Origin of the sequence: Nocardia sp. NPDC050697 (genome assembly GCF_040654395.1) — a bacterium.
Lineage (GTDB): Bacteria > Actinomycetota > Actinomycetes > Mycobacteriales > Mycobacteriaceae > Nocardia.
Genome location: NZ_JBFAHY010000008.1, coordinates 1 through 12,559, shown reverse-complemented (window position 1 = coordinate 12,559; position 12,559 = coordinate 1). Strand labels below are relative to the sequence as shown.

General features: G+C 70.3%; 9 protein-coding genes. 6 read left to right on the top strand and 3 right to left on the bottom strand.

Going from position 1 to position 12,559, the window contains the following annotated elements; all coding sequences use genetic code 11:
• Window positions 1-6 precede the first annotated feature (6 nt).
• From AB0H71_RS25240 to AB0H71_RS25230, 3 genes are read right to left on the bottom strand one after another with little or no spacing between them, the layout of a single operon-like run.
• Window positions 7-2,484: a DUF87 domain-containing protein gene (locus AB0H71_RS25240; protein ID WP_357025618.1), complete on the bottom strand. Its 2,478-nt coding sequence runs from the start codon at window positions 2,482-2,484 to the stop codon at window positions 7-9.
• Window positions 2,481-3,497, bottom strand: a complete 1,017-nt coding sequence (locus AB0H71_RS25235) for a DNA methyltransferase (RefSeq protein WP_357025615.1) — start codon at window positions 3,495-3,497, stop codon at window positions 2,481-2,483. Before AB0H71_RS25235 ends, AB0H71_RS25240 begins: the two co-directional genes overlap by 4 nt.
• Window positions 3,498-3,546: 49 nt before the next feature.
• The gene (locus tag AB0H71_RS25230; RefSeq protein WP_357025612.1) at window positions 3,547-4,152 is read right to left on the bottom strand and encodes a hypothetical protein; all 606 of its coding nucleotides are present in this window, start codon (window positions 4,150-4,152) and stop codon (window positions 3,547-3,549) included.
• Between the two features lie 516 nt (window positions 4,153-4,668).
• Here AB0H71_RS25230 and AB0H71_RS25225 point away from each other — a divergent pair.
• From AB0H71_RS25225 to AB0H71_RS25200, 6 genes are all read left to right on the top strand, one after another.
• Complete coding sequence (locus tag AB0H71_RS25225) at window positions 4,669-5,595, top strand: hypothetical protein (RefSeq protein ID WP_357025609.1); 927 nt, start codon at window positions 4,669-4,671, stop codon at window positions 5,593-5,595.
• Window positions 5,592-5,990 (top strand): pilin, encoded by a 399-nt coding sequence (locus AB0H71_RS25220; RefSeq protein WP_357025607.1) that lies wholly within the window; start codon window positions 5,592-5,594, stop codon window positions 5,988-5,990. The genes AB0H71_RS25225 and AB0H71_RS25220 overlap by 4 nt, the downstream gene beginning before the upstream one ends.
• A 365-nt stretch (window positions 5,991-6,355) precedes the next feature.
• Window positions 6,356-7,870: a hypothetical protein gene (locus tag AB0H71_RS25215; RefSeq protein WP_357025605.1), complete on the top strand. Its 1,515-nt coding sequence runs from the start codon at window positions 6,356-6,358 to the stop codon at window positions 7,868-7,870.
• Window positions 7,867-10,764 (top strand): PrgI family mobile element protein, encoded by a 2,898-nt coding sequence (locus AB0H71_RS25210; protein WP_357025603.1) that lies wholly within the window; start codon window positions 7,867-7,869, stop codon window positions 10,762-10,764. Before AB0H71_RS25215 ends, AB0H71_RS25210 begins: the two co-directional genes overlap by 4 nt.
• Window positions 10,761-11,195 carry a helix-turn-helix domain-containing protein gene (locus AB0H71_RS25205; protein WP_357025600.1) on the top strand — a complete coding sequence of 145 codons (435 nt, stop codon included), beginning with the start codon at window positions 10,761-10,763 and terminating at the stop codon, window positions 11,193-11,195. Before AB0H71_RS25210 ends, AB0H71_RS25205 begins: the two co-directional genes overlap by 4 nt.
• 222 nt (window positions 11,196-11,417) lie before the next feature.
• Window positions 11,418-12,476, top strand: a complete 1,059-nt coding sequence (locus tag AB0H71_RS25200) for a hypothetical protein (RefSeq protein ID WP_357025598.1) — start codon at window positions 11,418-11,420, stop codon at window positions 12,474-12,476.
• Window positions 12,477-12,559 lie beyond the last annotated feature (83 nt).

The window sequence follows — 12,559 nt, the reverse complement described above, 5'->3', positions numbered from 1 at the left end:
GCCGGGTCAGGGCCGTGCGGAGCTGGGGGACGTGGCGGTGAGCCGGGCTCGGGCGGCGGCGGCGATCTCGCGAGCGCGGCCCGGGATCGGCGGGTCCAGGGGCCGGGTGGTGAGGGTGAAAGGGCGGGCGTTGCGGCCGTTGACCAGCAGGCGGGCGGCGGCGTGGAAGGCGTCGAGGTGGGACAGGTCGTGCTCGGAGAGCCAGGGCTCGGTGTGGCGGGCCAGGTCGCGGGCGTCATCGGGGCTGACGGCGAAGACGATCTTGTTGCGGGCGTTGGCCGAGATGCCGTCGCGCAGTTCCCGGGAGAGCTGGCCGAGGTTCTGGTGCGCCAGCAGCAGCGACAGGCGCAGCCCCCGGGCCTCGGCGAGCATGTCCTCGATCGGGGTCGAGAGGTTGAGGAAGTTCTGGGCCTCGTCCAGCACCAGAGCCGCGTCGGGCCGATCGGCCGCGGGTACTCGCGCCCGCGCGGTCACCGCCTGCCACGTCCGCGCCACCAGCAGCGACCCGACCAGACGGGAGGTCTCCTCTCCCAGCGAGCCTTTCGGCAGGCGCGCCAGGCAGATCCCGCCCTGGTCGAGGATGTCGGCGAACTCGACGGTGCTGGGTCCGCCCGCGATGGCCGAACGCACGAACGGTCTCAGCAGGAACGCCCGCAGTTTGTTCAGCAGCGGGCCGGTGAGCTGGGCGCGGCCGGTGTCGGAGAGTGTCTCGTAGCTGTCCCAGAATCCGCGCAGGACCGGGTCTTTGGCGGTGCGGGTGACCCGGGCGCGGAAGGCGGGCTCGGTGAGCAGGCGGGGCAGGTCGGCGAGGGTGGCGGTGCCGGGCTGGGCGCACAGGGTGAGCAGGCTCGCGCGCATGATGTCGTCGGTGCGCGGTCCCCACCATTGGTGGAAGATCCGGTGGAAGACGGTGACGAGGTTGTCGACCGCTAGATCCATTCCCGCGCGCCCGATCCGGCCGATGTCGAGGGGATTCACGCAAGGCGGCGGAGCCGAGGAGTCGGCATCGAAGAGCACCACCCGCTCACCCATCCGCGACGGCAGCCGGGACAGGACGTCGGTGACGAGGTCGCCCTTGGGGTCGATGACGATCACCCCGCGCCCGGCGTCGGCGTCAGCGAGGATCGTGCGCGCGAGCAGAGTGGACTTGCCGACACCGGTGGGGCCGAGGATGTGCAGGTGATGGCGGGCATCGGCGATCCTGACCGCGACCGGACGGCGCGTCCCGGTATCGGCCATGCCCAGCGGCTTCGTGTGTTCCCCGCCGACCGGGACCTCCGGGGCGGGAGACAGGGCACGAGCCCCGGCACGCTGCAGGCCCGGTAGCCCGTCCTCGGTGGGCAGATGCGCGATCGTGGCCAGCTCGGGCACCGACAGCACATCCCCCCGCACGAGACGGCGCTGCCCGATCAACCAGGCAAGGCGCAGGCGGCGACGCCGCCGGTAGAAGTTGTGATCGGTGCACGCCCCGAACACCGTGGCCAGAGCATCGGCGCGACCCCGTGCCACCGCTCGCGCTTGCGCTCTCGGCGCGGCGTCGGCGGGGTCGTCGGGGACGGGGATCGAGGCGGCGTAGCGGACCACCGTCTCCCAGTGCGCTCCCCGCGCCTTGGCCGCTGCCGCACGGGCGGCGGCGCTGTACTCCAGCGAGGTCTGGCGGTCGGCGTGCCTCGCCCCTGTCCCCCCGGCTGCGGTGTGGGAGACGCGGGTGGCGCTCGGGCCGGGGGTGAGCAGGTCCAGGGCCTCGCGCAGCAGCCCCGTCACGACACCGGCCGGGGTAGCGGTGCTCGCCGCGGCGCGGGTGGCTCGCGCGACGCGGCGGCCGGTGACCGGGCGGGCGAGGATCTGCACGCAGGTGGCCTGGCCGGGGGCGAGGTCGTCGGCGGCGGTGATCAGGTTGCGTACCAGATCACCGGGGTGATCGGTACTCAACGGCAACCCTTCGCGGCGTCCGAGCCGCAGCTCGCCACCGGCCACGATCCGCCGCACGCCCTCTGCCGCGACCGGGAGCGGGGGGCGGGCGGGGGTGAGGGTGTCGGTGTGCGCGCCGGGCCAGGCCGAGGCGATGGCTCGTTCGACGAGTCCGGGCGGGACCGCGCCGGGAACCCAGAGCCGGATCGCGGCTCCCTCCTCGGGGGTGACGGTGTACTCGAACCCCAGATGCGGCTGCCCCCACAGCACCCGCGCCCACGCCGGGCGCAGCTGCCCGATCAGATGCGCCCAGAACGCGAGCGCACCTTTGGCATCGACCTCGGGCGGGGTGAGCACGGTGATCTGGCGAGCACCCGCACTCAGCCGGCGCCGACGCGCCTCGGTGAGAGTCCGCGCCGCGGCGAGCACCGCGAGCACAACCCCGGCCACGGTCAGGCCGGGCACTGGTCCGAGTGCGTGTCCGATCGCCTCGCCTAGATCGCGCAGCGCCGTGCCGGGCGCGATCAGCGCCCGGCCCAGCCACCCCTGTTCGGGGTTCGGTGCGGTGTTCACGCGGCCACCGATCCCGGGCCGCTGGCATCGCGTGACGGCAGCGTCGTGGAGGTGCCGAAGGGGAAGCGGCCGCTCGCGCGGCGACGCTCGTTGGTGTCGGTGGCCGGGGTGTCGGGCTTGCGGAGAATGACGACGTCCTCGTGGGCGATGAGGTGGATCGGCAGTCCGGCGGCGCGCTGTTTGACGACGAAGTCGCGTTGGAAGAAGCTCGACCGGGCCACGAGTTCGCCCTCGGTGAGGCGGCCCAGCAAGGCCACGCACCGCTCCACCGGTACGAGCCCGGCCAGCTCGCCGCAGGTGTAGAGGTGACTCGGCAGGGGCACCAGCTCGGCGTGCTGGCGCCACGGCCGGGCGGTGATCACGACATGCCCGCCGGGGGCGAGGTACTCCGCGGCCCCGGCGAGGATCTTGGTGAACCCGGTGAGCAGGCGGCCCAGGCCGACGTTGGCGAGGTTGCCCCGGTCCAGGACGCGGCCGTAGCGGTGGTTGGTCTTGCGGACCGGGTCCGCGCCGTTGGCGCGCACGTGCCCGTGCAGGGAGTCGCCGTAGGGCGGGGAGGTGATGACCAGGCTCGCCGCACCGCGCAGCTCGGCCGGGATCAGCTCACCCAGCTTGCGGGCATCGCCGTGGTAGACGGCGGCGTCGAGATCGATCCCGGCCTCGCGAGCGAGATCGATGTTCGTGCGCGCCAGCTCCGCCCACCGCGCCTCGTACTCGACGCCGACCGCGCGGCGGCCCAGGTGCAGCGACTCCACAAGCGTGGTGCCGATCCCGCACATCGGGTCCAGCACGAGGTCCCCGGGGCGGGTATAGGTCTCGACTGCGTGCTGCACGATGGCGGGGAACATCTTCGCCGGGTGCGCGGTGCTGCCGGGGTGGTAGCGGCCCCGCCGCTGCGCCGTCGGGGCGGTCTGGGCCGTCGCCCACACCGACACCGGCGCGGCGGTGGAACCGGTCCGGGGCGGGATCGCGGAGTCGGAGCCGGTGGGCTCGGCGACGTGGTCGGAAGTCATCGCGGGGTCCTTCGGGTCGCGGTTCGGGCGGGGCGAGTGGCGGGTGGGGTCAGACATGGGCGGGCTGGAGGAAGACGAAGACGTCGGTGTGGGCGACCCGATGGCGCGCGAGCCCGGAAGGGTCCGGGTCGGCGGGCGTGGCGGTGATGGCGGTGCCGCTCACGGGCGCGGCGGCGATGTGCTGGAGGTAGAGCAGATCGGCGGCCTGGGCGGCGGCGACGACGGAACCGGCGGGGTCGTCCAGAACACCGGAGTCGTCGTGGCGGCAGCGTGAGAGAACGACCAGCAACCCCTCCGATGCCATCACTTCGGTCGCGAGCGCGGTGACGTGCTCGGCGGCGGCGATCGGGTCGAGGTGATCGGCGAGCAGGCTGGCCACGACCAGATCCACCGGCTGCCCGGACCACGTCGGTTCGGTCGGGGCGTCGAGGCCGTGGCGGTCCAGTGCACCGACCGCGGCGAGCGCGGCGGCGGTGTCGGGCTCGATGATCCGCAGCGTCCCCCGGGCGGTGGGAGCGGGCCAGCCCGCCAGCATCACCCGCGATCCCGGTGCGGAGAACTCGGTGACCGCCCGCGCCAGGACCGGGCCGGGCCAGCGGTCGCGGGGATCGAGCGGGACGGGCCCCAGCGCCCACAGGGTCGAGGGGACACGCACGGCAGCGGAAGTGGAACGAGGTCGGCGGGAACCGGTGGACATAACGGCCTCCTGAGCGAGAGAGCGGTGTGTACTCGCCTACTTCCGCCAAAAAGCCGAAAACGGGACACGGCCGTCCGAACTATTTTCTGAGAACTTCCTGAGCCCGAAAACCGAGACTGGAACGCCGCTCGGTGCGAGGGCGAGGTAAAGCTCCTGAGAAATATTCTTCTAGCGGTTGCTCAGTGGGAGCCGTGGTCTATCCTTGCCCTATCTGAAACATATCCGAGTCATATCTTGGATCTATCCATACATGCATATTGGCTGTTAGAGGGCGGTCACTCTGTCACAGTTGCTCCGAGAGTTGAGGGTGTTAGTTGGGTAGCTAGATATCAGCCATCTCGCTGCGGGATAGGGCTCAGATATGTTTCGGATGGTTTATGGACGTGGTTTGGATAGGGTTTGGATGCATTTCGGATAGGGGTGTTCAGTGTCCTTGTGAGGTCGGAGATTTTCGATCGATCAAGGAGATTTGCGGTGACGAATTCACCCCTCGTGAAATATGTGGGACTCCTCGGAAAGCCGGGCTCGCCGCTGGCTGTGGTGCGGTCCGGTTTCGAGAAGATCGCCTCCGGGGCGCTGCCCACCGATCCGCGCCCGGTACCGACACCCGAGTCGTCTCCCACCGGTCCGGTGCGGACGTGGGAGGGGTTGCGTGAGCGGCTGTGGGAGTCGGCGACGCCGATGGCCGAGGTCGACGCGATCTGGGTGTGGCTGCTCGAACGAGTCCGCGCCCAGGACGAGGGCGCGATGCTGGTGTGCGCCGGACTGGCCGTGCCGATGCTGTCGCGGGCCGCCAGTGGGTACGCGACGTCGAATACCGCCATTCGCCACGACATCGAGTCCGAAGTGCTGACCGCGTTCCTGCTCCACCTTCCGCGTGTGGGCCTGGAACTGCCCGGGGTGTGGCATCGGCTGAGATGGGGTGTCTTCCGCGCGGTCCTCAAGGCGGCGAACCAGCAGCGAAGCGGCGCGGCGGTGGTCGGTGACCTCGACCTTGACCTGGCCCCGCTGGGGGAGCGGGTGCGGGCGATGGTGCCCGAACCGGGCCATCCCGAGACGATCCTGGCCCAAGCCGTGGCCGCCGCAGTGATCACCAGCGACGCCGCCGAACTCATCGCCGCGTCGCGATGGGAAGGCCGCTCGCTGACCACCCTGGCCGCCGAACGCGGAGTGTCGCTGTCGAAGCTGCGCAAGCAGCGGCCCCGCGCCGAACGCGCCCTGGCGGCGTGGCTGTCCGACCGTGCCCGCGACCTCGACCCCGAGCGAACCAGCACGGTCGAAGCCGAGGCGGTCACCGCCCTCGCACCACCAGCCCGGTCACCGCGGCGAGGTCGCCGGCCGAACCGGCACTCGGTGACCTCGGCGCAGTCGGGCACCGAGCACGGGCAGGTGGCGGCATGAACACCCAGCAGGGAAATTTCGGGGCGGCGCCCCAGGCATCGGCTCGCCGCGGGCGGCGCTGGACGCGAGTGCTCGCGATGCTGGGCACGACCGTGGCGCTACTGGTCCTGCTCGCCGGATCGGCATCGGCAGCACCACCGCACACCGACGTCCTGGCCATCGCCTCCTCGCTGAGCGAGGTGATCGACAACGCACGCAACTGGATCGTCGGCATCCTCGCCGGACTGGCGACGCTGTTTTTGACCGTTGCCGGTGCTCGCTATCTGCTCGGCGGCGGTGACCCTTCCGAGATCGAGAAGGCCAAGACCGCCTTCCGTGCCGCCTGCCTCGGCTACGCGCTGGCGATGCTGGCACCGGTCATCGTCGCCGTGCTCAAGTCCATCATCGGAGCCTGACCGTGAACACCTCGGCACAGGCCCCGCCCGCACCCGCCCGGTTCTCAGCGGCCCCGCGCACCGTCGCCGCTGCTGTAGCGGCGGTGCTCGCCGCGGCTCTGATCGCCGTTCTCGGCGCTGCCGGTGCCGCCGCCCAGCCGGTGACACCGACCGTGCCGGTCACTCCGAGCCCCACCACACCCGCCCCGCCATCCACTCCGCTGACCATGACCACCCCGCCGAGCCGGTGGGCGACTCCGCCGTCCACCCCTAGTTCGGCCCTGCCCGTCCCGACGACACCCGGCACCACGACCCCGCCGCCCGGACCGGGCGCGGACTCAGGGGCGGGGTCGGCCGAATGCGGGGTCACCGACATCAACGGGTGCGTGGAGAACGCGATCGACGGCTTCTTCCAGCGGATCGTGGAGACCGCGCTCAACCCGCTGCTCGAGCTGCTGTCGAAGACACTGCTCACAACTCCCGAGCCCGCCGCGATACCGCAGATCGGGGTGCTGTGGGACCGGTCGTGGCAACTCGTGACCGCCCTGTACGTGCTGGTGGTGATGGCAGCCGGGGTGCTGCTGATGGCACGGGAGACCCTGCAGACCAGCTGGTCGATCCGTGAACTCGCGCCCCGGCTGGCCGCCGGGTTCCTCACCGGGGCGGTGAGCATGACCATCGCCACGGCGGCGATCGGGTTCGCCAACGCCCTCGCCGCGGCCGTCGCCGGAGACGGTGTCGACTCCGGCTCAGCCGCCCGAGCGCTGACCGAACTCGCGGTGACCGGCAACCAGAGCCGAGGCTTCTTCCTGCTGCTGAACCTGGCGCTGGTGGTGATGCTGCTCGTGCTGCTCATCAGCTACGTCGTACGAGTCACCATCACGATCCTGCTGATCGTCGCCGCACCACTGGCCTTAATGTGTCACGCACTGCCCGGCATCGACGGAGTAGCGCGCTGGTGGTGGCGTTCGTTCGCGGCTTGCCTGGCTATCCAGGTCGTGCAATCGCTGACGCTGGTGACCGTGCTGCGGGTGCTGCTCACCCCCGGCGGATGGCACCTCTTCGGCCCGGACGCGAACGAGATCGCGGACACGATCGTGGCCTTGGCGCTGATGTTCCTGTTGATCAAGACCCCGTTCTGGCTGCTGTCGGTGCTCAAGATCGGCCAGGGCCGCTCGTTCGTCGGGTCGATCGCGCGGGGATTCATCGCCTACAAGACCCTCGGCCTGCTCAAAGGAACTTCGGCAAACAGCTCCCGGACCGCCGCCTCGGCAGTACCCGCACCGCGTACCCCGCGAGCCGCGCGTACCCCGCGAGCGCCTCGCACGGCTGCCGGTTCCGGGGCTTCCGACCCGTTCGCGCGGGTCCGCTCGACCCGAGACGGGCAGCTGATGCTCCCCTTGGAAGGGGTTCGGCGCGTCGCCCGCCAACCCGGTCCCGCACCGGCCGAGGCGACCGGAACACCGCCGCCGCGCCCCGCCCGGACACCGAGGGGACGCCAACTCGCCTTCGACTTCACCCCACCGGACCCGTACCGGGGCATCCGCGCCGGTGCCGGGGGCCAGTACCCGCTCCCGATCCCGGTGCGCCGGGTCCGGACCACGCCACCGGCCGCGCCGCCACCGGAGCGTCCCGGCCGCCGGGCGACCCCTCAACAGCTCGCCTTCGATTTCACCGAGCCCGCCCCCGCCGATCCCTACGCCCGTCTCCGCCCGACCCGCAGCGGCCAGTACCCGCTGCCGTTCCCGGTGACCCGGGTCAGACCCGCTCCGCCGCCACCGAACCCGCCACAGCCGCCAGCACCGGCGCGCCCGGCCGGGCGGCAGCTACATCTGCCCATGCCCGACCTGCCCGTGCGCCGCCGCGCACCACGCCCACCGAGAGGAGGCACCCTGCGATGAGCACCCTCGTGCGCATCCCCGCCGACGTCGACCGCTCCGACCGCATCCTGGGGCCCTTCACCGCCCGCCAGCTCGCCGTCCTCGCCACCACCGCCCTGCTGCTGTACTCGGGCTGGGCCGCGACCCGAACGGTCATCGCCCCGGCACTGTTCGCCGCCCTCGCGGCCCCGGTGCTCGTCGTGGTCGCGGTCGCGGTCTGCAATCGCCGCGACGGCATGTCTGCCGACCTGCTGCTCGTGGCCGCCATCGGCCACCGCCTCCGGCCACGCCACCTCGTCAAGAACCGCCTGCAGCCATCCCCGAGATGGATCACCGCCCGTGCCCGCACGACCCGGTCGCGCCCCTCGACCCCAGCCCCGATGACCGCGCAGGCGGCGCGGCTCCCGGAATCGGTGGCCGACAGTGGCGTAGGTGGAGGTGTCGGCGTGATCGACCTCGGCGCCGAGGGCCTCGCCGTCATCGCGGTCGCCGGAACCCTCAACCTGAGCCTGCGGACCCCGGCCGAACAGGACAGCCTGGTAGGTCAGCTCGCGGGCTGGCTGCACACCCTGCGCCAGCCGGTACAGATCCTGGTTCGCTCAGCGCGCCTCGACCTGAGCGAGCACATCACCGGCCTGTACGCCGCCGCCGAGCAGATGTCGCCCGACCTCGCCGCGGCAGCCGTCGATCACGGCGATCATCTCGCCGAGCTGGCCGCCCGCGAGAACCCGACCCACCGCCAAGTGCTGCTCGTCTGGCGCGAGCAGACCCAGACCCTGGCCACGACCGGGCTGGCCGTGCGGCTGCCCAGCCGAGGCCACGCCCGGCGGACACCATCGCACGGTGCCCGCCGGGCGGCCGAGTCCCGGCTGCTGCGCCGCATGAGCGAGGCCGCCGACGTCCTGTCCCCCCTCGGTATCTCGGTCACCGCCCTCGACCCGATGGCCGCGACCGCCGTGCTGACCAGCTGCACCAACCCCGAGGGCCTGGTCTCGGCCGCCGCCGACACCACCGCCGCCGACACGATCATCACCACCGACCCCGGCACCCCCACACCGGATCCATTCGGTGAAGGCACGGACCGCTTCGCCCCGGAATCGCTCACCATCGGCACCCGCCACCTCGAAATCGGGTCGGACTGGACCTCGACGCTCGCGGTCACCGGCTACCCGCGCGAGGTGACCGCAGGCTGGCTCGCGCCGCTGCTGTCCCACCCCGGCCGGGTCGAGGTCGCGGTACACATCGAGCCCGTCGACCCGGCCACCGCCGCCACCCGCCTGCGCCGCCAGCAAGCACGCCTCGAATCCTCCCGCATGCAGGATCTCAGCCGGGGCCGACTGACCGACCCGCAAATCGACGTCGCGGTCGAAGACGCCGCCGAGCTGGCCGCGCGAGTCGCCCGCGCCGAAGCACGCCTGTTCCGGGTCGGGGTGTACCTCACCGTGCACGCCACCACCGAAACCGAACTCACCGATGAGGTCGCCGCCGTCCGCGCCCTGGCCGCGAGCCTGCTCGTGGACACCTGCACCCTGTCCTACCGCGCCGCTCAAGCCTGGGCGACCACGCTGCCGCTCGGGATGGACCTGATCGGGGTACAGCGGACCTTCGACACCACCGCCCTCGCCGCGGCATTCCCCTTCGACTCACCCCAACTGCCCGCCCCCGACCCCGCCCAGGCCGACCGCCCCCACGGTGTCCTCTACGGCCGCGACGCCGCCTCCGGGCTGCTGTTCGTCGACCGATTCGGCCCCGAGGCCCACAACCACAACCTCGTCGTGCTCGGCCGCTCGGGCGCGGGCAAGTCCTACCTGGTCAAAACCGAGATCCTGCGAGCGCTCTATCGCGGGATCGAACAGGTCGTCATCGACCCCGAGGACGAATACCGCCGCCTCACCGAATCGGTCGGCGGCACCCACCTGCGCCTCGGCGCGCCCGGCGTGCGCATCAACCCCTTCGATCTGGAGGTCCACACCCGCCCCGACGGCCGCCGCAGCGCCCCCGCCGACGCACTCACCCGGCGCAAACTCTTCCTGCACACCCTGGCCCAAGTGCTGCTCAAGGAGCAGAGCGCCGCGCAGAAAGCGGCCCTGGACGCCGCGTTGGCCGCGACCTACGCCGCCGCCGGGATCACCGACGACCCCGCCACCTGGACCCGGCCCGCACCCACCCTGACCGGGTTACGCGACCAACTCGACCGCCTCGGCTCACCCGCCGCGACCGAGCTGGCCGCCGGGCTGCACCCCTACGTCGGCGCGGGTGCCTACGCAGGGCTGATCGACGGGCCGACCACCACCGAGCCCGAAGGCGGGCTGATCGTGTTCTCGCTGCGAGAGCTGCCCGAGGAACTGAAAACCATCGGCACGCTGCTCGTGCTGGACGCGACCTGGCGGCGGGTATCGAACCCGGCACAGCGGCGGCCCCGCATGATCACCGTGGACGAGGCATGGCTGCTCATGCGCCAGCCCGCCGGAGCCCAGTTCCTGTTCCGGGCGGCGAAAAGCTTCCGCAAACACTGGGCCGGACTGACCGTCGCCACCCAGGACTGCGCGGACGTGTGCTCGACCGAGCTGGGGCGCGCCATCGTGTCCAACGCCGCCACACAAGTCCTGCTGCGCCAGGCACCCCAAGCCATCGACGAGGTCGCCACCGCCTTCCACCTCTCCGATGGTGAGCAGCAATTCCTGCTCACCGCCGCACGCGGCTCGGGGCTGCTCGCCGTCGGCGGCACCGACCGCGCGGTGTTCGGATCTCTGGCCTCCCGCCCCGAGAACGCGCTCATCACCACCGACCTCGGCGAACTCGCCATGAACGGCCACGAGGCGGATTCCGATGTCGACCTCGGCGCGCCGCTGGTCGCGATGCCTGCGAGCCCCGGCACGGAGACATCTGAGCAGCGGAAGGCGCCACTGCCATGACCCCCACCCGCAAGGCGACCGGTGACTTGACCACGTCGAAAGCAACGCCGGACAGGTCGATCCAGGCGGGCGGTGCACTTGTCCCACATCGGGCAAACGGACCGGACCCGTCCGTGCGCAAATACCGAAACAGGGGGAACAGCCGCAGATCGGAAAAAAACTCGACCGCACCGCTTGACCATACGGCGATATCGAGCGTGAATATAGACCCGTCACAAGAAATTGGAGGTATTAAGAATTCGCTGGCGGACCATTGGCTCAGCACCGAGGAAGTATCTCAGCGATTGAAGATCCCTGAGAAAACTCTCGCGAACTGGGCCTCGCTCGGAAAGGGTCCTCGCTTTGCTCGAATGGGCAGATATCGGAGATATCGATTCAGCGACCTCCTCGCCTGGGAAGAAGCGCAGCTCGAACTCGGAGAAAGTGCGTGAATCCGGCCGGATTCGGATTGTAGATCAACAGTGTGGAAAGGTGCTGAAGGTATGCCTCGGCAGGCGTTGGCAATGGGAACATACGGCAGGATCAGCTGCACGAAACTTGGGACGCGACAATACCGGGCGCGGGCTCGATACCGCTCCTATAGTGGAGAGACCGTCCGGGTCGAAGGGTGGGGAGCCAGCAGAACCGGCGCAGAGCACCGTCTTATCGAAGTCGTGCAGGAACGGGTGAAGTCCGAGGGGCGTCAGCGGAGCGGGGTCGTCACCCGAAACACGCTGATTCCCGTACTGGCGGACCTCTGGCTCGAGGAAATGGGACTGGACGAGACAACGGCCCCGCAAACCCTGCAATGGTATCGAGAGGAGATCGAACCCTCCGATGACCCACGGGCGCGCAAAGAGACAGTGAAGATCAAAACGGCAATGAACGGCGTGCGGCTATTCGAGGCAGATACCTCCTACCTGGACGCTCACCTGAAGATGATCCAGAAGAATGGGCACACCCGCAAAGCTCAATGCCACAAGATCATCCTCACCGGCATGATGAGCCTGGCCGTCCGTCACGGAGCGATTCGCGAGAACCCCATGCGCGAAGTCGGCAAGATCAAACGCAAAAAGACGAGACCGAAAGCGATGGACGAGTCAACCCGCAGCGGGCTACGCGCCCAGCTCGAAACCTGGCTCGCCGGAGAAGCAATCCCCGGTACACCCGCCTACACGCGCGGCCCGGCACGCGACCCCGACATCCTCAACGCCGCCGACATACTCCTGGGAACCGGAGCGCGCCCAGGCGAATGCCTCGCGTTCCGTCGCTGCGATGTCGACAGATCCGCCACTCCGTGGGAGATGACCATCAGCGGCACCATCGTCCGTGTGACCGGAGTCGGGCTGTACCGGCAGGAGTGGACCAAGACCGACGCCGGGTACCGCACCGTCGTACTACCAACATTCACCATCGAGACCTTGCGGGCACTCGGTGCCGACGACTGGGATCCCGACGACGAAACTCCGCTCTTCCCCTCGCGGCGCGGCGGCTGGCGCGACCCTCACAACTTCGGCCGCACCTGGCGCGCCGCACGCGGCACCATCTATGCCTGGATCACTCCCAAGACCTACCGCAAGACCAACCTCACCGCCGTGGCCGAAGAGTTCGGACCTGACCAGGCCAAGCGGCAGGCCGGACACCGCAACAGTTCCACCACCGAACAGCACTACATCGACCGGCCTGCGCTGGCTCCCGATTCCACCGCCGTTCTCAACCAGCTAGCTGTATGAGGCCTGGACGTTGGTGACGCCGGTGTGGAGTCGGCTGGCGGGTGGCTGGTTCCCAACGGCTGAATGGGGGCGATGGTAGTTGA

Excerpts from the sequence above, each read along its gene's own strand:
- AB0H71_RS25235 (WP_357025615.1), bottom strand. The coding sequence starts at position 3,497 with ATGACTTCCGACCACGTCGCCGAGCCCACCGGCTCCGACTCCGCGATC.
- AB0H71_RS25220 (WP_357025607.1), top strand. The coding sequence starts at position 5,592 with ATGAACACCCAGCAGGGAAATTTCGGGGCGGCGCCCCAGGCATCGGCT.
- AB0H71_RS25210 (WP_357025603.1), top strand. The coding sequence starts at position 7,867 with ATGAGCACCCTCGTGCGCATCCCCGCCGACGTCGACCGCTCCGACCGC.
- AB0H71_RS25205 (WP_357025600.1), top strand. The coding sequence starts at position 10,761 with ATGACCCCCACCCGCAAGGCGACCGGTGACTTGACCACGTCGAAAGCA.